Origin of the sequence: Aquitalea sp. USM4 (assembly GCF_004328945.1) — a bacterium.
Taxonomy (GTDB): Bacteria; Pseudomonadota; Gammaproteobacteria; order Burkholderiales; family Chromobacteriaceae; genus Aquitalea; species Aquitalea pelogenes.
Window position 1 is genome coordinate 2,162,777 of record NZ_CP029539.1, and the last position, 24,322, is coordinate 2,187,098.

Below are 24,322 nucleotides of genomic sequence, written 5' to 3' on the forward strand. Positions count from 1 at the left end.
AAAGCCCCACTGCAGTGGGGCTTTTGACTTGATGGTTCGCGTTTACTTGACGCAATCCACGCAGTACACCTTGCGGCCTTCCACATCGGTGGCCACCAGGCCGTGGACGTCGGTCTCGAAGCCCGGCAGTTCGCGGTTGAAGGCCTGGGCAAAGCGCAGGTAGTCAACAATGGTCTTGTTGAAACGCTCGCCCGGAATCAGCAGCGGTATGCCCGGCGGATACGGGGTGAGCAGTACGGCGGTGACGCGGCCTTCCAGCTGGTCTACCGGCACGCGTTCGATCTCGCGGTGCGCCATCTTGGCAAAGGCATCGGCCGGACGCATGGCCGGCTCCATCTCGGACAGATAGATCTCGGTGGTCAGGCGGGCGATGTCGTGCTTGGTGTACAGCGCATGAATGCGCTGGCACAGGTCGCGCAGGCCCACGCGTTCGTACTGCGGGTAGCGCGAGACAAAGTCCGGCATGGCGCGCCACAACGGCTGGTTCTTGTCGAAGTCGTCCTTGAACTGCTGCAGCAGCGAAATCAGCGTGTTCCAGCGGCCCTTGGTAATGCCGATGGTGAACATGATGAAGAAGCTGTACAGGCCGGTTTTTTCCACCACCACACCGTGTTCGGTGAGGTACTTGGTGACGATGGCGGCCGGAATGCCCATTTCTTCGAAGCTGCCGTCCACGTCCAGACCCGGGGTCAGCACGGTGGCCTTGATCGGGTCCAGCAGGTTGAAGCCTTCTTCGATACCGGCAAAACCGTGCCAGTGCGCGCCGGGTTTCAGTTCCCAGTCCACCGGGTCGCAGATGCCGTCGTCGGACAGCTCGTCCGGGCCCCATACGCTGAACCACCAGTCGTTGCCGTATTCCTCGTCCACCTTGCGCATGGCGCGACGGAAGTCCAGTGCTTCCACCAGCGATTCTTCCACCAGTGCCTGGCCGCCCGGCTGTTCCATCATGGCGGCTGCCACGTCGCAGCTGGCAATAATGGAATATTGCGGGCTGGTGGAGGTGTGCATCAGATAGGCCTCGTTGAACCAGGCGGTATCCAGCTGACGGTTTTGCGGGTCCTGCACCAGAATCTGCGAGGCCTGGCTGATACCGGCCAGCAGCTTGTGGGTGGACTGGGTGGAGAAAATCAGACTGTCCTTGCAACGCGGACGGCCTTCGCCAATGGCGTGGAAGTCGCCATAGAAGTCGTGGAAGCTGGCGTGCGGCAGCCAGGCTTCGTCAAAGTGCAGCGTGTCCACTTCGCCATCCAGCAGGCCCTTGATCTCTTCCACGTTGTACAGGATGCCATCGTAGGTGGACTGGGTGATGGTGAGGATGCGCGGCTTGAGCTTGGGGTTCTTTTCCAGTGCTTCGCGGGCAAAGGGGTTGGCCAGAATCTTCTTCTTGATGCTTTCCAGCTGGAATTCCGACTTGGGAATCGGGCCGATGATGCCGTAGTGATTGCGCGTGGGCATCAGGAATACCGGAATGGCACCGGTCATCATGATGGCGTGCAGGTTGGACTTGTGGCAGTTGCGGTCCACCAGCACGATGTCACCGGCTGCCACGCAGCTGTGCCATACGATCTTGTTGGAAGTCGAAGTGCCGTTGGTGACGAAGAACAGGTGGTCGGCATTGAAAATGCGCGCTGCATTGCGTTCCGAGGCGGCAATCGGGCCGGTGTGGTCCAGCAACTGGCCCAGTTCGTCCACCGCATTGCACACGTCGGCGCGCAGCATGTTTTCGCCAAAAAACTGGTGGAACATCTGGCCGACCGGGCTCTTCAGGAAGGCCACGCCACCGGAGTGACCCGGGCAGTGCCAGGAGTAGGAGCCATCGTGGGCGTAGTCCACCAGCGCGCGGAAGAACGGCGGGGCCAGGCTGTCCAGGTAGCTCTTGGATTCGCGGATGATATGGCGTGCCACGAATTCCGGCGTGTCTTCGTGCATGTGGATGAAACCATGCAGCTCGCGCAGGATGTCGTTGGGAATATGGCGCGCGGTACGGGTTTCGCCATACAGGTAGACCGGGATGTCCGGGTTACGGCGGCGGATTTCCGCCACAAAGCTGTACAGCTGGCCCAGGGCGTTTTCCGATGCGTCGTCGGTCTGGAACTCTTCGTCGTCGATGGACAGGATGAAACCGGCTGCCCGGCTTTGCTGCTGGGCAAAAGAGGTGAGGTCACCATAGCTGGTGTAACCAATCACGCTCATGCCTTCGGCCTCCATGGCTGCTGCCAGTTCGCGGATGCCGGAGCCGCTGGTGTTTTCCGAGCGGAAGTCCTCGTCGATGATGACGATGGGGAAGTGAAAACGCATACCTGAGTCCTTGTCGGTCAAAACTCGGACACCACAGCCGGGGATGGCCATTCAGGAAGGCAGCCCTTGCCATGGGCAAGGACACTACCGTGCACCTGTAACGCCTGTCGGCCCGCAGCTTGCTGCAGTGTCACTCGGTGCGCGTTGGGGCGCAGTCGCCGGGTTGGCGAGGCTGGCCTTGAGGCGCGTAAAAACGGGGCGCTTTGCGCCGCGGTGCGCACGAAAACCGGGGTGCATCCTGCAGGCTGACGTGGAGTGGCCGCAGATCCCCGGCTTCCTTAGGGAGCACGATGAGCGTGCGTCCTTCACGTCGGCCGGCTTGGAGAACATCCCAAGAAAGCGCGCATTGTAGTCCTTTTACCGTGCTTGTGTTGCAAGGCAATATCAGAGAGTGAAAATATTCTGCAGGTTTGATCAAATATCCTGCTGAAATCCTTGTCTGGCAAGGCTTTCAGCAGGACGCAGCAGGCTTAAAGGATTGTTTTAAGACGGTTTAGCCCGCAGGCGGGACTGGCGGTTTGAGATTATTTTTTGTCTCGCCCAACTGTTGTTTTTTTTCATTGCGCCGCCGATACAGGCCCAATGCCTTCAACACGATGGCGCCACCGCTCAGGGTGAGCAGGAAAACCAGCGGGCCGGCCACCAGCCAGGGAAACAGGGCGGCCAGTACGGCAAAGCCCAGCAGGCTCAGGCCGATGGTGAGAAAAGCGGTGGCTTCGCTGCTGTCTATGCTGCGGGTGCCGCGCACCACGGCACCCAGTGCATCGCCAATGCGCGCGGCCTGCCGGGCGGCCGCACTGGCCCCGCTGCGCGCTGCATGCCCGGCACTGGGAAACAGGAAGGAGGCTTGCTGGCGCTGGCGCGGGTGGGTCAACACCGGTGTGCGCTTGTGACCACTGAGCACCACTTCGGTGGATTGTTCCAGATCCTGCAAAAAGCGGGCGGCCAGTTCGCCAGCCACGCATTCGTCCTCGATGGCGACATCGATTTCGCGATTGGCCAGCCAGCTGGAAATGTTCAGGTTGGTCGAACCGATACGCGCCCAGCGGCCATCCGCCACGGCGGTCTTGGCATGAATCATCGGGCCGTTCCACTCGAATACCCGCACGCCGGATTCCAGCAGTGGCCGGTACATGGTACGCGACACGGTGGCAATCCAGCGGATGTCGCTGGAGCGGGGCACCAGCAGCCGCACATCAACGCCATCGCGCGCCGCCTGTTTCAGCGCGGACAGATAGGTGCTGGTGCCCATGAAATAGGCATCGGTCAGCCACAGGGTACGGCGGGCAAAGCTGGCAATCAGCAAATCCAGCCGCATCATGTGGGCGGTGGACGGGGTGGTGGCAATCAGGCGGGCGGCAATGGTGCCGCTGTCCGGGATCGGGGTGGGAAAATCCAGCCATTGCGCGTCCAGCGCCGGGCCACAACTGGCCCAGCTGTCAGCAAACGCCGCCATGGCCTCGCTCAGCAGCGGGCCACGCAAGGACAGGCCGGTGTCGCGCCACGGGGCAATGCCGTCTTGCGGCCGGCCTTCCCAGCTGGAACTGATGCACAAGCCGGAAATGAAGGCCTCCTGCCGGTCCACCACGATCAGCTTGCGATGATTGCGCCCCAGCAGGCTCAGGCCGCCAGTCAGCGTGGGGGGATTGTAGGCCCGCACCTCGACCCCGGCGGCCAGCAGCGGGCGGAAAAAGCCGGTGAGCCATGGCCGCCAGCTGCCCAGCCAGTCATAAAGCAGGCATACCTTGACGCCAGCCGCGGCCTTGTCGGCCAGCAACTGGCGGATTTCACGGCCAAACGCGTCGTTGGCCACGATATACATCTCGATGAACACCGACTCTTCTGCTGCGGCAATGGCCTGTTTCCATGCCGGAAAGTTGTCCGTACTGTCGTACAGCAGCCTGACCTGATTGCCGGCAATCAGCGGTGCTCCGGCCGAACGCGAGAAGGCCTGGTCGGCCAGCTGGCGCACGAAATCCTGAGCGGGGGCTGTAGTGCTGTCGCTACGCATGGTGAGTGATGTATGTTGTCCTACAATATTCATTAATTGGCGGTTTTGGCTATTTTGGATTTGCCAGCCGTGCACCAGAATGGGTCGTAATTTTGAATATGGGTGTCACAAAACTGGAAGAAAAATGGACTTTTTTTACGGGTTTTCCCTGATTTTTTTGGCGAAAATTTAAATCAAGTCTTTGAAAAATAAAGGTTATTGCGTTGCGAGAAAATTGGCAATAACTGGTTGCAAGGTCAAGCAAGTTGCCCTTAGAATCAATTCATTCGATTCACAATTATAAGCAGGACAGAGCAATGGACAGACAGCGCTGGTTGCAGGGTACCCTGTACCACCCGGATTTCGAGCAGGACAGCTGCGGATTCGGCCTTATCACCCAACTGGACGACAAACCCAGCCACTGGCTGGTGGAAACCGCCATCTCCTCGCTGGCCAAACTGACACACCGTGGAGCGGTGGCGGCAGACGGCAAGTCGGGCGACGGCTGTGGCTTGCTGTTTCGCAAGCCGGACGGTTTCCTGCGTGAAGTGGCCGCCGAGGCCGACATCGCGCTGAAGGCAGTGTACGCCGCAGGTCTGGTATTCCACCACCCCGACAGTGAAATCGGTGCACGCAGCTTGCGTCGCCTCAAGGAATTCCTGGAAGCCCAGCAACTGGAAGTTGCCGGTTTCCGCGTGGTGCCGACCGATGTCAGCGCCTGTGGCGAAGCCGCACTGGCCAGCCTGCCTGCCATTTCCCAGGTCTTCGTGAACTGTCCTTTCGGTATGGACGAGCTGACTTTCCAGCGTCGTCTGTACATGGGCCGTCGTCAGGCCGAAAAAGCCAACAAGGTGGACGATCCGTCCTTCTACCTGCCCACGCTGTCGCCGCACACCCTGTCCTACAAAGGCCTGGTGACCCCGGAAAACCTGCCCAAGTTCTTCCTGGACCTGAACGACCCGCGTTTTGAATCTAGCCTGGCGGTATTCCACCAGCGCTTCTCCACCAATACCTGGCCGCAATGGAAGCTGGCACAGCCCTTCCGCTTTCTGGCACACAACGGTGAAATCAACACCGTACAGGGCAACCGTTACTGGGCGCGTGCCCGTGAGCGCATCATGGCCTCGCCGCACCTCGACATGGACGCCGTGCGCCCTATCGTGCAGACCGACGGTTCGGACTCCATGAGCCTGGACAATATGCTGGAAGGCCTGCTGATGGGCGGCATTCCGCTGTTCCGTGCGCTGCGCCTGCTGGTGCCGCCGGCCTGGCAGAACGTCGACTCCACCGACAAGGACCTGCGCGCCTTCTACGAATACAACTCCATGCACATGGAGCCGTGGGACGGCCCGGCCGGCATCGTGCTGACCGATGGCCGCTACGCCGCCTGTATGCTGGACCGCAACGGTCTGCGTCCGGCACGCTGGGTGCTGACCAAGGATAATATCCTTACCATCGCCTCCGAAGTGGGCGTGTGGGATTACAAGCCGGAAGACGTACTGCGCAAGGGCCGCGTGAAACCGGGCCAGCTGTTTGCTGCCGACCTGGCTACCGGCGAGCTGCTGATGCCGGAAGACATCGACGCCATGCTCAAGAGCGCCAAGCCGTATCGCCAGTGGATCAAGGACAGCGCCAAGTATCTGGAACTGTCGATCGAGGACGATGCCGGCATCGAGGCGGTGAGCAAGGAAGAACTGTCCCGTCTGCAAAAGCTGTACAACTTCAGCTTTGAAGAGCGCGACCAGATCCTACGTGTATTGGCCGAAGACGGTCAGGAGGCTGTTGGCTCCATGGGCGATGACACCCCGATGGCGGTGCTCAGCCAGAAAGTGCGCTCGCCCTTCGACTACCTGCGCCAACAGTTTGCCCAGGTGACCAACCCGCCGATCGACCCCATCCGCGAAGCGGTGGTGATGTCGCTCAACAGCGTGTTTGGCCCGGAACGCAATATGTTCGAGGAGAGCGCCGAGCACGCCAAGCGTCTGGAAGTGCGTTCGCCGGTGCTGTCGCACGAAAAATTCGTGCGCGTTACCACTCGTCCGGAACCGTATCTGAAGGCCACCACCTTCGACCTGTGCTACGACCCGAACGAAAGCTCGCTCAAGCAAGCCATCGAAAAGCTGTGCCAGCACGTGATCGAAGCCGTTCAGGAAGGCACGGTGATCGTGGTGCTGTCCGACCGCATCATCACCCAGGGCCGTCTGCCTATCCATGCGCTGTTTGCCACCGGTGCGGTACACCATGCGCTGATTGAAAGCGGCCTGCGCTGCAAGACCAACATCCTGCTGGAAACCGGCACCGTGCGCGACGCGCACCAGATGGCCTGTGTCATCGGTTATGGTGCCACCGCGGTTTATCCTTACCTCGCTTACCAGAGCATCATCGACCTGGTGAACAGCGGCGTGGTCAACTGCAAGATCAACGAAGCACTGCAGCACTACCGCAAGGGCATCAACAAGGGCCTGCTCAAAGTGCTGTCCAAGATGGGTATTTCCACCATCGCCTCCTATCGCGGCGCCCAGCTGTTTGAAGCCGTGGGCATCCACAAGGACGTGGTGGACCTGTGCCTGAAGGGCACCGTGTCGCGCGTATCCGGTGCCAGCTTCGAGGACTTCGAAGACGACCAGCAACAACTGCTGCGCTTTGCCTTCAACCCGATGCGCCCGATTTCGCAAGGCGGCCTGCTCAAGTACGTGCACGGCGAGGAATACCACGCCTACAACCCGGACGTGGTGCAACTGCTGCAAAAAGCGGTACAGAACGACGACTATCAGGCCTACCAGCAATACGCCGACACGGTGAACACCCGTCCGGTAGCCATGCTGCGCGACCTGATGAAGGTGAAACTGGCCGAACAGCCGATCTCCATCGACGAAGTCGAGCCAATCGAAGCCATTCTCAAGCGTTTCGACTCTGCCGGCATGTCGCTGGGTGCGCTGTCGCCGGAAGCCCACGAGGCACTGGCAACCGCCATGAACCGTCTGGGTGGCCGTTCCAACTCCGGTGAAGGTGGTGAAGACGCCGCCCGCTACGGCACCGAAAAGATGTCCAAGATCAAGCAGGTGGCCTCCGGCCGCTTTGGCGTCACCCCGCATTACCTGGTGAATGCCGAAGTGCTGCAGATCAAGGTGGCCCAGGGCGCCAAGCCGGGTGAGGGTGGCCAGCTGCCGGGCGACAAGGTGACCGGCCTGATTGCCCGCCTGCGTCACGCCAAGGAAGGCATCAGCCTGATTTCGCCGCCGCCGCACCACGATATTTACTCCATCGAAGACCTGGCCCAGCTGATCTTCGACCTGAAGCAGGTCAACCCGACCGCACTGGTATCGGTAAAACTGGTGGCCGAGCCGGGCGTGGGCACCATTGCCGCCGGTGTGGCCAAGGCCTATGCCGACCTGATCACCATCTCCGGTTACGACGGTGGTACCGGTGCGTCGCCGCTGACCTCGGTGAAGTACGCTGGCTCGCCGTGGGAACTGGGCCTGTCCGAAGCACAGCAAGTGCTGCGTGCCAACGGCCTGCGTGGCCGGGTACGGGTGCAGACCGACGGTGGTCTGAAAACCGGTCTGGACGTCATCAAGGCAGCCATCCTCGGTGCGGAAAGCTTCGGCTTCGGTACCGGCCCGATGGTGGCGCTGGGCTGCAAATACCTGCGTATCTGCCACCTGAACAACTGCGCCACCGGCGTGGCCACCCAGGAAATCAAGCTGCGCTCCAAGTACTTCCTCGGCCTGCCGGAAATGGTGATGAACTACTTCCTGTTCATCGCCCGCGAAACCCGCGAATGGATGGCCAAGCTGGGCGTACGCAGCATGGAAGAGCTGATCGGCCGCATGGACCTGATGGAACTGCTGGAAGGCGAAACCACCAAGCAAGGCAAGCTAGACCTGTCGCCGCTGCTGTCACAAGGCACGGTGCCGGATGATGTGCCGCGCTTCTGCATCAGCGACAGCAACCCGTCCTTCGACAAGGGCGAGCTGGCCGAGCAGATCCTGGCCGATGCACTGCCTGCCATCCATAACAAGCAGATGCTGGAACTGTCCTACCCGATCGAGAACATCCACCGTTCCATTGGTGCCCGCCTATCCGGCGAAATCGCCCGTGTACACGGTGCGGCTGGCCTGCCGTTTGGCTGCCTCAAGGTCAAGTTCAACGGCAGCGCCGGTCAGAGCTTTGGCGTATGGAACGCGCCTGGCCTGCACCTGGAGCTGGAAGGCGATGCCAACGACTACGTGGGCAAGGGCATGGCCGGTGGCCGCGTCACCATCTACCCGCCGAAGAATGCGGCGTATGAAAGCGGCGAAGCCATCATCATCGGTAACACCTGCCTGTACGGCGCCACCGGTGGCCAGCTGTTTGCCGCCGGTGTGGCCGGCGAGCGTTTCGGTGTGCGTAACTCCGGCGCGCTGGCGGTTATCGAAGGTGCGGGCGACCACTGCTGCGAATACATGACCGGCGGTACCGTCATCGTGCTGGGCGAAACCGGCTACAACTTCGGTGCCGGCATGACCGGTGGCTTCGCCTTCGTCTACGACCCGGGCGAGCGCTTTGCCTACCGCTACAACAATGAACTGGTCGACATTCATCTGATCAACGGCGAAGCAATGGGCATGTACCGTGCCTTCCTGCTGGAGAAGATTGCCAAGCATGTCGAGCTGACCGGCTCTGAAACCGGCCGCGCCATGCTGCAAAACTTCGACGACTACGTGGACTACTTCTGGCTGGTGAAGCCGAAGGCCGCCACGTTGGACAGCCTGCTCAAGGATTGAGGTAAGCCGGGAGTGGTGAGTAGGGAGTAGGGAGTGGACAAGCCGCACAAGCAGCTACACGCCTGGCAGGAAAGCATGAATTTGGCACAGTTGATTTATCAATTAACCGCCAGCTTTCCTGCCGAAGAAAAGTTCGGTCTGACAGCCCAGCTTAGGCGCGCAGCAGTGTCCATTCCCTCCAATATTGCTGAAGGGGCCGCACGCAGTACCACCAGAGACTATGTCCATTTTCTGGTTGTGGCGCGTGGCTCACTCAGTGAGATGGATACACAGCTGGAATTGGCAGTCCGCCTTGGCTATCTCCCACCGCATCATTCAGGAATCCCGGCACTCAACAAAACCGGAAAGCTGCTTTCTGCATTGATCAGCAGTTTGCGAAACAAATTGAAAGATTAAGTGGGTTGGTCGGTACGTGGTTACTCTCCACTCCCGACTCCCCACTCCCAAACAGGGAGAAAACGATGTCAGGTGATGTTTTTCAGTTCATGAAGCTCTCCCGCAACCCCGGCGAAAAAGTCGAAGCCGCGGTGCGCAAGATTGAGTTCAAGGAAATCTATCAACCGCTGCACAAGGTGGATGCCGCCGACCAGGCAGGCCGCTGCCTGTCCTGTGGCAACCCCTATTGCGAATGGGAATGCCCGGTACACAACTACATTCCCAACTGGCTGAAGCTGGTGACCGAAGGCAAGCTGTTCGAAGCGGCCGAAATGTCGCACAAGACCAACAGCCTGCCGGAAATCTGCGGCCGTGTATGCCCGCAAGACCGCCTGTGTGAAGGCTCTTGCACGCTGAATCAGGGTGGTTTCGGTGCCGTTACCATCGGCAGCATCGAAAAATACATCACCGACGAAGCCTACAAAGCTGGCTGGCGTCCGGACATGTCCAAGGTGATCTGGAGCGACAAGAAGGTTGCCGTCATCGGTGCCGGCCCGGCAGGCCTTGCCTGTGCCGACGTGCTGGTACGCAACGGCGTGAAGCCGGTGGTATACGACCGCTACGAAGAAATCGGCGGCCTGCTTACCTTCGGCATCCCGGAATTCAAGCTGGAAAAGGCAGTCGTTCAGCGCCGCCGCGAAATCATGCAAGGCATGGGCGTGGAATTCGTGCTGAATACCGAAATCGGCAAGGACATCGAAATCGAAGCCCTGCTGGAACAGTACGACGCCGTATTCATGGGCATGGGTGCTTACAAGTACATGAAGGGTGGCTTTGCCGGTGAAGACCTGCCAGGCGTGCTGGAAGCACTGCCGTATCTGGTGAACAACGTGCGCCAGTGCATGGAAACCCTGCCTGCAGACGAGCCTGCCATCTCCATGGCCGGCAAGCGCGTGGTGGTGCTGGGTGGTGGCGACACCGCCATGGACTGCAACCGCACCGCCATCCGTCAGGGTGCCAAGCGTGTCACCTGCGCCTACCGCCGTGACGAGGCAAACATGCCGGGCTCCAAGCGCGAAGTGGCCAATGCCAAGGAAGAGGGCGTGGAATTCCGCTGGAACAGCCAGCCGGTGGGCATCGAACAACTGCCCAATGGCGCGCTGGCGGTGATCCTGGCTGAAACCCGCCTGGGTGAGCCGGATGCCAAAGGCCGTCGCAATGCCGAGATCGTACCGGGCAGCGAAGAGCGCATCGAGTGCGACCACGTCATCATCGCCTTCGGCTTCCAGGCGGAAGCAGCCAGCTGGTTCGACCGCGCCGGCATCAGCAGCCAGCCCAATGGCCGCACCATCGCCTCGGAAAAGTCCAGGTTCAAGTACCAGACCAGCCACGCCAAGATCTTCGCCGGTGGCGACCAGGTACGCGGTGCCGACCTGGTGGTACGTGCCGTGTTCGAAGGTCGTCAGGCGGCAGAAGGCATCCTGAGCTACCTGCAGGTGTGGTAAGCAGGGACTGCCTGATAGCTTGAGTAAAGAAGCCCGCCGTCTGGCGGGCTTTTTCTTTACGCATGCGGTATGTGGCTGTACTCAAGGCAGCTGTTACAATGTGCCGTTTTTGATTTTGATTATGCAGACTGGTTTGCACACCATCTGCTCGGTCCGCACGCATTTTGGAATGTGGCTGCCTGCACACCGTGTGTACACGGCGAGATGCATGCCTGGCCATCATTGTTTGCCATGTATGAGGTATTCATGAGTCGTTTTCTGTCGATCAGCGACACGGCGGCCAGCAAGGGCTGGCACGCAATAGCGGTACTGTTGCTGTCTTTCATCTATGTTGCCGTATGCAGTGTGGGGCATACGGTAGCGCTGCGCTATGCCTTGCAAGGCGGCCTGCTGCTGTTGGCGCTGCCTTTATTGCGCCACAGCTGGCCCACCTTCCGCGCTGCCAGATATCCCATCATCCTGCTGGCCCTGTTCATGGCTTATGCCACTCTGCATACCTTGTTGTTATCACGCTGGCCAGCCATTTCCATGGCGGAACTGCGCAGCCAGCTGGGCATGGCTACCTTGTGGTTCTTTATCGGGATGGTTTTGTACCGGGTATGGCGCAAGTATTCCATCATTGATGTCGTGATTGCCGGTGGGGTAGCGCTGGCGCTGGCCGAGTTCGGCCTTGAGGCCTACCAGTATCTTGCGACTGGTACCTGGCCTTATCGCGAAACATTTTCCACACCCACGTATCTTGAGTTCACCTTCCTGATCAACTTTGTGCTGGCCTTTGTCGTCGCTACCCTGTGTTTTGGTCATTGGGGCCGGCAACGGGTCAGCCGCATCAGCAAACCATGGCTGCTGGCCATTCTGGCCTTGTTCGTGTTCGTCAGCCTGCATGCTGCTGCGCGCAACGGCATGATAGGCATGGTCTACCTCAGCTTTTCCATGCTGTTGTTATATTCCATTTTCCAGGGGGTGAAGCATGGCTGGGCCAAGTTATTGCTGATCTGGCTGGTGGTGATTGGAACGCTGAGTAGCTTGGTGGTGTATGCCATCAAGCAGGACAGTCGCAATCTGGCGTTTACCGAGTCCGTGGCTGCAGGCTGGGACTACCAGCATCATCCCAGCTGGACGCAGATCGGCCCCCTGCCGCTGATGTCAAACGGCGAACCGGTGGATGACTCGGCCTTCAAACGCGTGGCCTGGATTCACAGTGGTCTGGACATGATTGCCAGCCATCCCCTTGGATTCGGCTTCATGCGCGAAGTATTTGCCCAGGCCGCCACCAGCATGGGCATCAAGAATAATCTGGGGCATGCCCATAGCGGCTTCATCGACCTTGGGCTGGCTCTGGGTGTGCCGGGCATTGTGCTGTGGCTGCTGTTTTGTGCCAGCCTGTTTGTCACCGGCTACCGGCGCTTCCGCTATCAGCAGGATGTTCGCGGACTGATGCTGATGCTGATGGTGTGTGGTTTTCTGGGTCGTATGCTCAACGAAAGCATCTTCCGCGATCATATGCTGCAGCTGTTGTTGTTTGTGGCCGGTGCCTTGCTGGCAGAGATGATTGCCATGGCCAAGCCAGGCCAAGGTTATTGATGTGGATTCGACAATTTGGCGGCTGTCCCTGCGCTTAGGCGATACCGGATCTTGTAGTTTAATCACGCCGCTTGCCGTGTCCCCATGTTTGCTGTTCAGGATGTAACAATTGACAATGAATAATCATCCCCCCTTGTGTGTCGATCTGGACGGAACGCTGATTTACTCCGACATGCTGCATGAGTCCACCTTGAGCATGTTGAAGACCAAGCCGCTTGCCGCGTTTTGTCTGCCGGGCTGGCTACTGCAAGGCAAGGCAGTCCTCAAGGAAAAAGTGGCAGCAGCAGGTGATTTCAATCCGGCAAGCCTGCCTTATAACCAGCCTTTTTTGGACTGGCTGCGCGCGCAACATGCCCAGGGGCGCAGGCTGATCCTGTGTACTGCATCCGACCAGAAAATTGCCCAACGCATTGCCGAGCACCTGCAGGTCTTTGACGAGGTGATGGCCAGCGAAGGGGCGGTCAATCTGGCGGGAGCCAACAAGGCTGATGCGCTGGTGCAGCGCTTTGGTGAAAAGGGTTTCGATTACGCGGGCAACTCCACTGCCGATATTGCAGTCTGGGAGCGCGCACGCAAGGGTGTCGTGGTGAATGCCTCCGCTACCGTGCAGCAAGATGCTGAAAGTTGCGTAGATGTCGAAAAGGTATTCGCCGGTCCTTGCAAGGGCATTGCCGTTTGGCGGCGCGTATTGCGCATGCACCAGTGGCTGAAGAACATCCTGCTGTTCATTCCCTTGATTGCCGCCCATCGCATTGCCGACATGGATGCATGGCTGTCCTTGCTGCTGGGTTTCCTCGCCTTCAGCTTGTGTGCGTCGTCGGTGTATATCGCCAATGACTTGCTGGACCTGGAAAGCGACCGCACCCATCCGCGCAAATGCCAGCGTCCGTTTGCTTCGGGTTCGGTTCCGGTCTGGCAAGGCTGCATTGCCGCCCCCATGTTGCTGCTGGCCAGCTTTGGCATTGCCTGCCAGGTGGGTGGCAGTTTCCTGCCCTGGCTGGTGGGCTATTTTCTGCTGACCTGCCTGTACTCGCTCAAGCTCAAGCAACTTGCGCTGGTGGATTGCCTCACGCTTGCCATCCTGTATACCTTGCGCATACTATCCGGGGCGGCAGCAGTATCCATCAGCATGTCATTCTGGTTGCTGGCTTTTTCCGGTTTCCTCTTCCTGTCGCTGTCCTTTGTCAAACGCTTTGCCGAACTGCAAATGCAGATCCTGCACAACAAGCACAAGGCCCATGGCCGTGGTTATTACTCAACAGATGCGCCCTTGGTGCAAATGCTGGGGGTTGCTTCAGGATTTTCCGCCGTACTGGTGCTGGCCATGTACTTGAACAGCAAGGAAGTGCTGTTGTTGTACCGTCACCCGGAGTGGATCTGGGGAACGGTGCCGGTGATGCTGTTCTGGATCAGCTGGATGTGGCTGCGCGCGGCACGCGGCGAAATGCATGACGACCCGCTGGTGTTTGCCGTCAAGGACAAGGCAAGCCTGATGGCCGGACTGCTGTTTGCCCTGTTGCTGCTGGCCGGTTCGGTAGGAGGCAAGGCATGAAGGTGTATTCATGGGGCCGGCTCAGTGGTGAGCCACATGCAGTAAGCATGCTTGCCAGTACCCGCAGATTGCCCCCGCTAGCCGATGGGCAACGTGCATTGCCACACGGCATGGGCCGCAGCTATGGCGACAGCTGCCTGAATCCACAGGGTGCACTGTGGAAAACCACCGCGCTGGATCACTACGTTTCATTCGACCTTGAGACTGGCCTGCTGGTGTGCGAAGCCGGCATCCTGCTGCGGGACATCCAGCGCACTTTCATTCCCCGGGGCTGGATCCTGCCGGTCACTCCCGGCACCCAGCTGGTGACCGTAGGTGGTGCCATCGCCAACGATGTACACGGCAAGAATCATCATGTACACGGCTCCTTTGGCGACCATGTCCGCCAGCTGCGCCTGCTGCGCACTGACGGCAGCGTCATCGAGTGCGGCCCGACAGAGAATGCAGACTGGTTTGCCGCCACCGTGGGCGGGCTGGGGCTGACCGGTGTCATTACCCAGGCTTGCCTGCAATTGCGGCCGGTAGCCGGGCCGTGGATGGAGACGGAAACCCGTCCTTACCATTCGCTGGATGACTTTTTTGAGCTGGCCGATGCCTCAGAGGCACAATGGGAACATACCGTATCCTGGATCGACTGCATGTCTGGCAGTCACAGTCGTGGCATCTTCATGCGCGGCAATCCTGCCACGGCAGACAACCGGCAACCGGAACCCGCGGCCAAGGCATTGACGGTTCCCCTGGTGCCGCCGGTTTCACTCATCAATCCGCTGTCCTTGCGCCCCTTCAATGCGGCTTATTTCCATGCACATGCACGTAAAACCGGGCGCCGTATCCAGCACTATGCCAGCTATTTTTATCCGCTGGACAATCTGCTGGAGTGGAACCGCATCTATGGCCCGCGCGGCTTTTACCAATACCAGAGTGTGGTGCCACGGCACGTAGGCCAGGATGCCGTCGCTGCCATGTTGAAAGAAATTACCCGCTCCGGTGCAGGTTCCTTCCTGGCTGTGCTGAAAACTTTCGGTAACCGCCAAGCCTTGGGCATGATGAGCTTTCCACAGCCGGGCGTGACGCTGGCACTGGATTTCCCCAACAAGGGCGCACCGACCCTGGCCTTGTTCGAGAGGCTGGATGCTATCGTGCGCGAAGCCGGTGGCAGGCTGTACATGGCCAAGGATGCGCGCATGCCGCGCGATTTGTTCGAGGCCGGCTATCCCCGGCTTGCCGAATTCCTCAACTATCGTGATCCGGGCCTCAGTTCCGCCCTGTCACGCCGTCTGATCGGATACTGATGTCTAGCATGCGTAAAATTGTGATTGTGGGTGCCACCTCTGCCATGGCCGAGTATTGTGCCCGCCTGTGGCTGCAACAAGGTGTGGACGAAATGGTGCTGATCGGACGCGATGTACAACGTACCGACCGGGTTGCCGCAGATTTGCGCGTACGTGCTCCGCAGTGCCGGATCCAGACCATCTGCAGCGACTTTCTGCAGCCGGAGGCCATTGCCAGTACGGTAGAGCAGGCCTGCACCACCATTAGTCCGGACATTGTGCTGATCGCCCATGGCTCCCTGCCAGAGCAGGCGCTTTGCCAGCAAGACCTGCAGGACAATCGTACCGCGCTGGAGGTGAATGCCATTTCACCGGTGCTGTTTGCCGAAGCCTTTGCCACGCATCTGGAACAGGCAGGGCAGGGCAAGCTGGTATTGATTGGCTCGGTGGCCGGAGATCGTGGCCGCAAGTCCAATTATGTGTATGGTGCCGCCAAAGGCCTGGTGACGCGTTATGCACAAGGCCTGCAGCATCGCTTTGCCGGCAGCCGGATTCAAGTGGTGCTGGTCAAGCCAGGCCCCACCGATACCCCGATGACCGCTCACCTCAAGAGCAGCGGAGCAAAACTGGCGAGCGTGGAGCAGGTGGCCGGCAATATCGTATCCGGTGTGGCACGTGGCAAGTCCGTGATTTATGCACCGGCCAAGTGGCAGTTGATTATGCAGATCATCAGACATTTGCCAAACTTTATTTTCAATAAAATGAATATTTAAAAATATTTTATTTTGATTTATTTTTTGGTAATTCCGTAATTGCTTCCGATCTAGCTAAGATGGTCTTTTAATTAAGGGAATGGTTTGATTTTTATCATTCCATGTGAATATAAAGTGGACGTTGTGATGAATGATAATTTAAGTGTGAAACGAACTGTTGTTTGCTTCTCGGGCATTATTTTTCTGAGCATGGTTGTGCTTGCGGTTGTTGGTGGAGTGCGTAATTTTTCTGAAATACCATATTGGGATATGTGGGATGGTACGGTAGATTTTTTGTTAAAATTTAAAAGCGGAGATTATGGAAGTTTATGGGCGCAACATAATGAGCATAGAATTGTACTGGCTAAGATAATATTCATTGCAGATCATTATTTTTTTGGTGGCAGAAATGTTTTCTCGGTTGTTGCTAATTATATTTTTTTCGGTTTGAGTGGGTATGTATTTTTTTTATACTCGAGAAGAGTACGCTTGAGTGAGGTGCTTGCGGGTGACGTTTATAAGATGTTTGTTTTCACTATGTTATCATGGCTTTTTTTGTGGACGCAGTCGGATAATTTTTATTTGGCATTTCAGTCTCAGTTTGTTCTTGCACAGCTTTTGCCATTGACTGCATTTTACTTTATGGCAAAAAATGCCAAATTTGACCGGTCGCTTGATTTTTTTGCCGCATGTTTTTTTGCTATATTGGCTATGGGTTCTATGGCTAATGGAGTACTTGCTTTTCCGCTAATGTATTTTTATGCATTGTTGCTGAAGATGAATAGACGTAAGTGTGTGCTGTTGCTTGTTGCGGCGGTAGCATTTCCTGCTATTTATTTTTTTCATTACCATGCACCTGAAGGCCATGGCCATCTGTTAGTTTCATTACGTACTCAGCCGCTTCAATTTTTGTTGTATGTGCTGATGTATCTTGGTAGCCCATTTCATTACCTGCTTGGTAAAGGTGTGGGTGGAAATGTTGCTGCATTAATAATGGGTGCTGTGCTTATTATTTTTTCGTTGTTAATGTTTATTCGGCAGTTAAAGGCTGAATCACGTTCTGAATTCATTTTGGCACTGTTGCTTTTTATTGCCTATATCAGTGCGACTGCAATTGGTACCGCTGGTGGACGTCTCATTTTTGGTATTAATCAAGCGTTAGAGTCCAGATACACGACCCCTGCTATCATGGCGTGGACTGCATTTTTCCTTTCTGTTGCAAGTAGTTTTGTGTTTGAAAAAATGTTGTCAAAGAGAATGTTTGTTGCTGGGTTCGTACTTTTGAATCTTTGTATGCTGGGTGTTCAGTTGAAAACATTGAAGCCGGTAAACCCTATGTTATACATTCGAGAACAGGCGGCACTTGCATTATCTCTGAAAGTGAATGATGTCGATTACGTGCATAGCGTGTATCCTGATGCCGATCGTGCAATGATGTTGGCTAATCGTGCTGCTCAAAATGGTGTTTCCATATTTTCTAAGCCGCCTTTTTTTGATCTGTCCTCCAAAATTGGGTATAAAATGCCTAGTGGCAGCTTTTCGATGTGTTCTGGCTCAGTTGATCATGTTTATTTACTTGCAGCGGCTCCAGATTACATCCGTATTGATGGCTGGGTTTATTCACCGATTGATAAAAAATCGCCAGAGCGTATGACCATAGTCAATGATCAAGGACTGATCGCTGGCTATGCCGTTGTCGGGATGCCACGAGACGATGTCGCTAGTAAATTTGGTAGTCCGGCCAGGAGTTCTGGTTTTGGTGGTTACATCAAAAAATCCTTCTTGACGCAATCGATGTACGGCATAGGTACTACGCCGCAGTGCCGCTTTGTCATGAAGTGACACTTCATCCAGAACATACTTATCTATTGCTTCCTGATTATCAGGTCAAGGAAGCAGGTAAAATGGAAGTGCTGATGAGCAATAAAATTATTCTTCCCGGTGGCGCTGGTCTGGTCGGTCAGAATCTGGTGGTTCACCTGAAAAGAGCGGGTTATACCAATCTGGTGGTGCTGGACAAGCACAAGACCAATCTGGAGATCCTGCGCAGCCTGCATCCGGACATTACTGTTGAATATGCCGATCTGGCAGAACCTGGTGACTGGGAACGCCATTTTGAAGGTGCAGCCGCGCTGGTGATGTTGCAGGCACAAATCGGTGCCCCCACGCTGGAGCCCTTTGTCCGCAACAACATCACCTCCACCAAGTATGTACTGGCAGCCATCAAGCGCTACAACATTCCTTACACCGTACATATCAGTTCATCGGTAGTGGAGTCGGTGGCGAATGATGATTACACCAACACCAAGAAAGAGCAGGAAGAAATGGTGCTGGCCAGTGGCATCAATTGCGTGGTGCTGCGCCCGACCCTGATGTTTGGCTGGTTTGACCGCAAGCATCTGGGCTGGTTGTCGCGCTTCATGCAGAAGGTGCCGGTGTTCCCCATTCCCGGTGATGGCCGCTATATGCGTCAGCCGCTGTATGTTGGCGATTTTGCCAGCATTATCGTCAGCTGCCTGAAGTCGGGGATCCACGGTCAGGTTTTCAATATCAGTGGCCGGGAAAAGATCGACTACGTGGATATCATTCGCGCCATCCGCCAGGCTGTCGCAGCCAAGACCATGTTGCTGCACATTCCTTATGGCCTGTTTTATGTCCTGCTCAAAATCTGGGCCCTGTTTGACCGCAATCCGCCCTTTACGGCAGATCAACTCAAGGCACTGGTGGCGCACGACGAATTCGAGGTCATTGACTGGCCAGCCATTTTCCAGGTGACACCAACGCCTTTCAGCAAGGCTGTAGACGCAACTTTCAACGACCCGCAATACAGCCGGGTAGTACTGGATTTCTGAGCATGAACAAACAACGCATTGCAGTACTGGGTGCCGGGCCCATGGGGCTGGCCGTGGCCTATCAGCTGGCACGGGACGGACATGAGCCGGTCCTGTTCGAAGCAGATGACCGGGTGGGGGGCATGACCGCCACTTTTGATTTTGATGGCCTGGATATCGAACGCTATTACCATTTTCATTGCATCTCCGACCATGCCTTCCTGCAGATGCTGGAAGAGTTGAACCTGGGCAGCAAGATGAAATGGGTGGAAACCAAAATGGGCTACTGGTACCAGAACCGTTTGCAACCGTGGGGCAATCCCCTGGCGCTGCTGCGGTTCAAGGGGCTGGGTCTGGTGGCCAAATTCCGTTACGGTCTGCATGCCTTTCTCTCTACCAAGCGTGACGACTGGAAGCCGCTGGATCATGTCGAGGCGACTGGATGGATCCGCCGCTGGGTAGGCGAAGAGGCTTATGAAGTGCTGTGGCGTCGCCTGTTTGATTACAAGTTTTACGACTACAGCTCCAACCTGTCTGCGGCCTGGATCTGGAGCCGTATCCGCCGTATCGGTCGCTCGCGCTACAGCCTGTTCCGCGAAAAACTGGGCTATCTGGAAGGTGGCTCGGCAACCTTGCTGCAAGGCATGCGCGACGATATCACCGCACATGGCGGGGAAATTCGTCTGAGCACGCCGGTCAAGCGGGTGGTGATGGCCGAAGGCAAAGTGCGAGGCGTGGAAACCGCCTCCGGGATCGAAGCCTTTGACAAGGTCATCAGCACGGTCCCGTTGCCGTTTGTCCCCAGAATCATGCCGGACTTGCCCTCAGATGTGCTGCAGAAGTTCCAGCAGATCAAGAACATTGCCGTCGTCTGTGTCATTGCCAAGCTGAAAAAGCCGGTAACGGAAAATTTCTGGCTCAACACCAATGATGATGAAATGGATATTCCCGGTCTGGTGGAATACAGCAATTTGCGCCCGTTAGACCAGCATATTGTTTATGTCCCGTTTTACATGCCGGGCGAGCATGCCAAGTATGCCGAGCCGGATGAAGTGTTCCTGGGCAAAGTGAAGCGCTATCTCAAGAAGATTAATCCGGCGCTGCAGGACGACGATTTCATCGCCATGCGGGCCAGCCGTTATCGTCATGCACAGCCGATCTGCGATCCGGGTTATCTGGAGCATTTGCCGCCGGCAGCATTGCCGGTTCATGGCCTGTGGGTGGCGGATACCTCGTATTACTACCCGGAAGACCGTGGTATTTCCGAGAGCATCGGCTACGGCCGGGCACTGGCGCAAAAGGCGGTGGGATGATCCGTCATTTCATGTCGCGCCAGTTTCTGGTGTTCCTGCTGACCGGGGGATTGGCGGCTGCGGTCAACTTTGGCTCGCGCATTGTGTACAACCAGTGGTGTGACTTTTCCACTGCCGTGATCCTGGCTTATCTCACCGGGATGGTGACCGCTTTTGTGCTGGCCAGAATGTTTGTCTTCAAGCAAAGCAGCCAGTCCATGCACCGTTCTGCGCTGTATTTCACCCTGGTCAACCTGGTTGCAGTGATACAGACCTGGCTGATCAGCATGGGCCTGGCACTCTACCTGTTGCCCATGCTCGGCGTGACGCACTTCAGCCGGGAGATCGCCCACGCCATCGGGGTGGCAGCCCCGGTGTTCACCAGTTATCTGGGACACAAACGCTGGTCCTTCCGCTGACACAGGCATGAAGCTGAATCGACCTCTACTGGCATTTGCCGCACTGACTGCCTGTTATCTGGCAGCCTTGCTGATTTCGGATGCCCGGCATGACATGTTTGCCCGATTGCCTGCGCTGGCGAGCATCATGCCGGCGCTGATGGGCATGGCCTTCCTGTCTTTTTTCCTGCGCTATCTGCGCTGGTATTACCTGCTGCGGCGTACCGGGCATGGGCAGCCATTTGGCCTGGGTTTTTGCATTTACCTGTCCGGCTTCGCTTATACCGCAACGCCCGGCAAAGTAGGGGAGCTGATCCGCATCCGCTACCTGCAGCGACTAGGCATTGCGCACGAGCAGGTGCTGTCGGCCTTCATCTACGAACGCGGCTGGGATTTGCTGGTGGTGTTGCTGCTGGCCATGCCAGGCATGCTGGCAGCACCAATATTTCCGCTACTGGCCCTGTTTGTTGGTGCAGTGTTGCTGGTGCTGGCCATCCTGATGCGGCAGCCGCGCTGGCTGGGACGCTTGCATGCAAGGTTGCGCCTGTATCGATGCCGCAGGCTGTACCGGCTTATGCGCTTGCTGCAGCGTGGCGTGCGCGGTGGATTACGCTGGTTGGGCTGGCAAGACATGCTCGTTGCCGCCGTAGCCGGTCTGGCGGCCTGGTCACTCACTGCCACTGCCTTTGTCTGGCTGGTGCAGTCTTTATCCCCCGGCATGGCCTGGTGGCCGCTATTCTCCAGTTATCCACTGGCCATGCTGGCAGGCGCTGCCTCCATGTTGCCTGGTGGCATTGGCTCCACCGAATCGGTCATCGTGGCCAGCCTGCTGTGGCAAGGTGCTTCAATGCCGACAGCTGTCCTGGCCGCCGTTGGCATCCGTTTTGCCACCATGTGGTTTGCCGTCTTGCTGGGGATGGTCGCCATCGTGCTGGCTGAATGGAAACTGCCAGACCATACCACGCATTAGGGCCCCAAGTCGTCAGCAGACCATTCAGCGCCGCGGCAACTGCGCCAGGCATGCCTTGTTCAGGCGGCTGCGTGTCGGGTCGAACAGCCAGCCCCACTTATTGAAATACTGCACGGCAGAGCGGATGTGGGCTTTCAGCAACTTCCTGTCGGTATATGATGCCTTGGCGAAATGATGGGTCACCGTTATCTGTGGCAGATACAGATTGCCAAACCGCACGGCGCAGCGACGGGACAGATCGACATCCTCCATATACATGAAGAAATTGTCATCAAAGCCGTTCAACTCCAGCAGTGCTGCCGCGCGGAACAACATGAAGCAGCCGGATAGCGACGGGGCAAAAAAGGGCTTGTCAAAGTCTGCATGACGCAGCATGTAGCGCTGGTCCAGCTTCTCTGCCAGCGCGGGCAGGAAACGTCGCGCAAACAGATTAGCCGGGCTGGGGAGCAGCTTGCACAGCTCCTGCTGCGTGCCATCCGGGTAAACGATGCGCGGCATGAACAAGCCCGCGGTATGTTCGCTCAGCCCTGTCAGATAACGGTCCAGATCAGCGCTGTGAAACTGGATGTCCGGATTGCAAACCAGAAAGTAATCCGCTTGTCCGGCAAATGCCTGTATGGCCTGATTGTGACCATGACCATAACCACCATTACGATCCGAGCGGATGTAATGCACCCTGGGCAGTGTCAGTTGCCCTGCCCATTCACAGCCACCATTATCCACCAGCACCAGACCGTGCAGGCTGTTGCAGCCAAGTAGCGCATCCATGGTGGGTTGCACATCCTGATGTTGATGCTTGTACAGCACGATGGATGCAAAGAGCTTGGGCATTTCAGTACTTTCCATTCAGTCCATCCTTCAGCCCACGCCACAACGAACGCACATAACCCATTTTGTTGTGCCCAAACAGAATCAATACCAACTGATGTACCAAATTGAAGGCAATTTCCCGTAATGCCAGCAATGTCGGAACATGCGGCATCTTCAGCAGGAAAAAGGCATTGCGGATACGGTAATAGCGGCGGAAGGCACTATGCACCGGTACACGCCACTTCAGCAGTTTCAGGGAGTTATCGCCAATCGCGTGCAACATCTGAACCTGCGGATTCACAAAGATGACGTAGCCTTTGGCATGTGCACGCAGACACCATTCGGTATCGACATAATCAATGAAAAAGCGCTCATCCATAGGGCCAATGGCGCGCAAGGCATCAGCCGCAACAAGACTTCCAGAGGAGATGATCAGCGATGCAGCGAAAGGCTGCTGCATATGCTGGGTATCAATCTTGGTGCGACGGCCATGACGGTCAATATTGACAATCTTGTAATGAAAACCGTGTTTCTTGTCGACAAAGGCGGGACCCAGTGCAGCCAGTTGGAGCTGCACTGATCGGATGTGTTCAAAGGCTGTCACTTGCTGTCGGATGAAATCCGAGTCAATGGTGCTGTCCTGGTCAAAGAATACAATGTGAGTGTATTTGTTGAATAATGCGTATTCAATACCTACGTTTTGAGCATGTGCAATCCCAGTATTGTTCGGGAGCTGAATAAATTTTATGTTCGCGCTTTTTGGGAGTCGAGATTCAAGTTCTTGATGATTTCTTGAGTCGTTGTCCACAATGAGAACGAAAGAATCTTGTTCTGTAATACCTAATGTTAAATGCAGTATATTTTCGATTTGTGGATTGAAGCTTACTATGATGCAACAAACCTTGATCCTTGTTGCATCAAAGTTTTTTTTGTGTGTACCTTCATTTGTGCTATTCATTTTTTATTTTACCCATATTGCTTGATATTCCATCCCATATTGCACTTGCAAGCAGTCTTAGGGATTTAATTTTATTTCTGGATGTTAATGAGTAAAACAAATAGTATTTTGGAATTCGGAGTGCTGTATGTATTCTCCAAGCATACCCCATTTTTTTGTGTTTCAGCAAGAATGTTGCATTTCGAAGGATATAGTAGTTCCTGGTGTCATTATGAAGATTAATTGGCTTTCCCATGATTAGTTTTGTCTCATCACCAATGTTATGATCTAAAATAATATTAGGGATCGCAAATGAAAGAAAGCCTTTATGTTTTGCTCTCAAGCCCCATTCAATATCAACCCAGTCTATGAATAGGCACTCCATCATTGGACCAATCTTAAAAAAATTATCCAGTTTTATTAATGAGCCTGATGCAATGTTGAAGTCGGATTTTATCGGGATGCTGCTATTTTGCTGGGGTGTTGTTTTTATACTGTAAAGTGGACTGTATCTTATTACGTCACCAATATGGCCAGTTTTTTGATCGCGGTGGCATGGTGCGATAGAAGCAATATTTATATTTTCTTGTTCAATTTTGGTGTGTGCACTCAGTAGTGCAGTGACCATGTTGGCAGTTAGTAAACTATCCTGATCTAATAACATTACGAAAGTGGAGTTTAAATTTTTTGCTTGATTGATTCCCAAATTCTGTGCGTAAGCAATACCATAATTTTCGCCTAATTCAATATATTTGATGTTGAATGAGGTGGTGATGGACTGCAGTGTTTCAATAGAGAATGTGCCATTATTAATGAGAATGATGTGGCTGAACTGATGATGGGCGCTGATGATTAATTTCTTTAATTTTTCAATATCTGGATTGTAAGCAACAATAATGGCTGATACAGTAATTTCTTTGTCATCTACATTCATGGTAAAGTGGATTAGTGTTAATTAGGTTGAGGTGATGGGGTGATTTTCTTGTGCATG

General features: G+C 55.9%; 17 protein-coding genes. 12 read left to right on the top strand and 5 right to left on the bottom strand.

What is annotated here, in order from left to right:
- Window positions 1-42 precede the first annotated feature (42 nt).
- Window positions 43-2,298, bottom strand: coding sequence for an arginine/lysine/ornithine decarboxylase (locus DKK66_RS10100; RefSeq protein ID WP_045846677.1), 2,256 nt, complete (start codon window positions 2,296-2,298; stop codon window positions 43-45).
- Window positions 2,299-2,791: 493 nt separating this feature from the next.
- A complete protein-coding gene (locus DKK66_RS10105; RefSeq protein WP_131357685.1) occupies window positions 2,792-4,309 on the bottom strand; it encodes a phosphatidylserine/phosphatidylglycerophosphate/cardiolipin synthase family protein in 1,518 nt (505 codons plus the stop codon).
- A gap of 296 nt (window positions 4,310-4,605) precedes the next feature.
- On the opposite strand from DKK66_RS10105, the gene gltB reads away from it, so the two are divergent.
- The 12 genes from gltB (at window position 4,606) to DKK66_RS10165 (ending at window position 21,584) form a co-directional block, all read left to right on the top strand.
- Window positions 4,606-9,054 (top strand): glutamate synthase large subunit, encoded by a 4,449-nt coding sequence (gene gltB / locus DKK66_RS10110; protein ID WP_131357688.1) that lies wholly within the window; start codon window positions 4,606-4,608, stop codon window positions 9,052-9,054.
- Window positions 9,055-9,087: 33 nt separating this feature from the next.
- The gene (locus DKK66_RS10115) at window positions 9,088-9,450 is read left to right on the top strand and encodes a four helix bundle protein (protein ID WP_089085106.1); all 363 of its coding nucleotides are present in this window, start codon (window positions 9,088-9,090) and stop codon (window positions 9,448-9,450) included.
- Between the two features lie 65 nt (window positions 9,451-9,515).
- Entirely contained in the window at window positions 9,516-10,934 is a 1,419-nt protein-coding gene (locus DKK66_RS10120) for an FAD-dependent oxidoreductase (protein ID WP_131357691.1), read from the top strand.
- A gap of 246 nt (window positions 10,935-11,180) precedes the next feature.
- Complete coding sequence (locus DKK66_RS10125; protein WP_165494150.1) at window positions 11,181-12,518, top strand: O-antigen ligase; 1,338 nt, start codon at window positions 11,181-11,183, stop codon at window positions 12,516-12,518.
- A 115-nt stretch (window positions 12,519-12,633) separates the two neighbouring features.
- Window positions 12,634-14,070: a UbiA family prenyltransferase gene (locus DKK66_RS10130; protein ID WP_131357697.1), complete on the top strand. Its 1,437-nt coding sequence runs from the start codon at window positions 12,634-12,636 to the stop codon at window positions 14,068-14,070.
- Entirely contained in the window at window positions 14,067-15,362 is a 1,296-nt protein-coding gene (locus DKK66_RS10135; protein WP_131357700.1) for an FAD-binding oxidoreductase, read from the top strand. The genes DKK66_RS10130 and DKK66_RS10135 overlap by 4 nt, the downstream gene beginning before the upstream one ends.
- Window positions 15,363-15,370: 8 nt before the next feature.
- The gene (locus tag DKK66_RS10140) at window positions 15,371-16,114 is read left to right on the top strand and encodes an SDR family NAD(P)-dependent oxidoreductase (RefSeq protein WP_207389766.1); all 744 of its coding nucleotides are present in this window, start codon (window positions 15,371-15,373) and stop codon (window positions 16,112-16,114) included.
- 126 nt (window positions 16,115-16,240) lie between these two features.
- Window positions 16,241-17,935, top strand: a complete 1,695-nt coding sequence (locus tag DKK66_RS10145; protein WP_131357706.1) for a hypothetical protein — start codon at window positions 16,241-16,243, stop codon at window positions 17,933-17,935.
- Window positions 17,936-18,009: 74 nt separating this feature from the next.
- Window positions 18,010-18,945, top strand: a complete 936-nt coding sequence (locus DKK66_RS10150) for an NAD(P)-dependent oxidoreductase (RefSeq protein WP_131357709.1) — start codon at window positions 18,010-18,012, stop codon at window positions 18,943-18,945.
- A gap of 2 nt (window positions 18,946-18,947) precedes the next feature.
- Window positions 18,948-20,237: an NAD(P)/FAD-dependent oxidoreductase gene (locus DKK66_RS10155; RefSeq protein ID WP_131357712.1), complete on the top strand. Its 1,290-nt coding sequence runs from the start codon at window positions 18,948-18,950 to the stop codon at window positions 20,235-20,237.
- The gene (locus DKK66_RS10160) at window positions 20,234-20,635 is read left to right on the top strand and encodes a GtrA family protein (RefSeq protein WP_045846665.1); all 402 of its coding nucleotides are present in this window, start codon (window positions 20,234-20,236) and stop codon (window positions 20,633-20,635) included. The genes DKK66_RS10155 and DKK66_RS10160 overlap by 4 nt, the downstream gene beginning before the upstream one ends.
- A gap of 7 nt (window positions 20,636-20,642) precedes the next feature.
- Window positions 20,643-21,584: a lysylphosphatidylglycerol synthase transmembrane domain-containing protein gene (locus DKK66_RS10165; protein ID WP_131357715.1), complete on the top strand. Its 942-nt coding sequence runs from the start codon at window positions 20,643-20,645 to the stop codon at window positions 21,582-21,584.
- 24 nt (window positions 21,585-21,608) lie between these two features.
- On the opposite strand, the gene DKK66_RS10170 is transcribed toward DKK66_RS10165, so the two are convergent.
- Genes DKK66_RS10170 through DKK66_RS10180 form a run of 3 tightly spaced genes read right to left on the bottom strand, consistent with a single transcriptional unit; the run spans window position 21,609 to window position 24,265 of the window.
- The gene (locus DKK66_RS10170; protein WP_131357719.1) at window positions 21,609-22,415 is read right to left on the bottom strand and encodes a glycosyltransferase; all 807 of its coding nucleotides are present in this window, start codon (window positions 22,413-22,415) and stop codon (window positions 21,609-21,611) included.
- Window position 22,416: 1 nt separating this feature from the next.
- Complete coding sequence (locus DKK66_RS10175; RefSeq protein WP_131357721.1) at window positions 22,417-23,352, bottom strand: glycosyltransferase family 2 protein; 936 nt, start codon at window positions 23,350-23,352, stop codon at window positions 22,417-22,419.
- Complete coding sequence (locus DKK66_RS10180) at window positions 23,345-24,265, bottom strand: glycosyltransferase family 2 protein (RefSeq protein ID WP_131357725.1); 921 nt, start codon at window positions 24,263-24,265, stop codon at window positions 23,345-23,347. Before DKK66_RS10180 ends, DKK66_RS10175 begins: the two co-directional genes overlap by 8 nt.
- Window positions 24,266-24,322 lie beyond the last annotated feature (57 nt).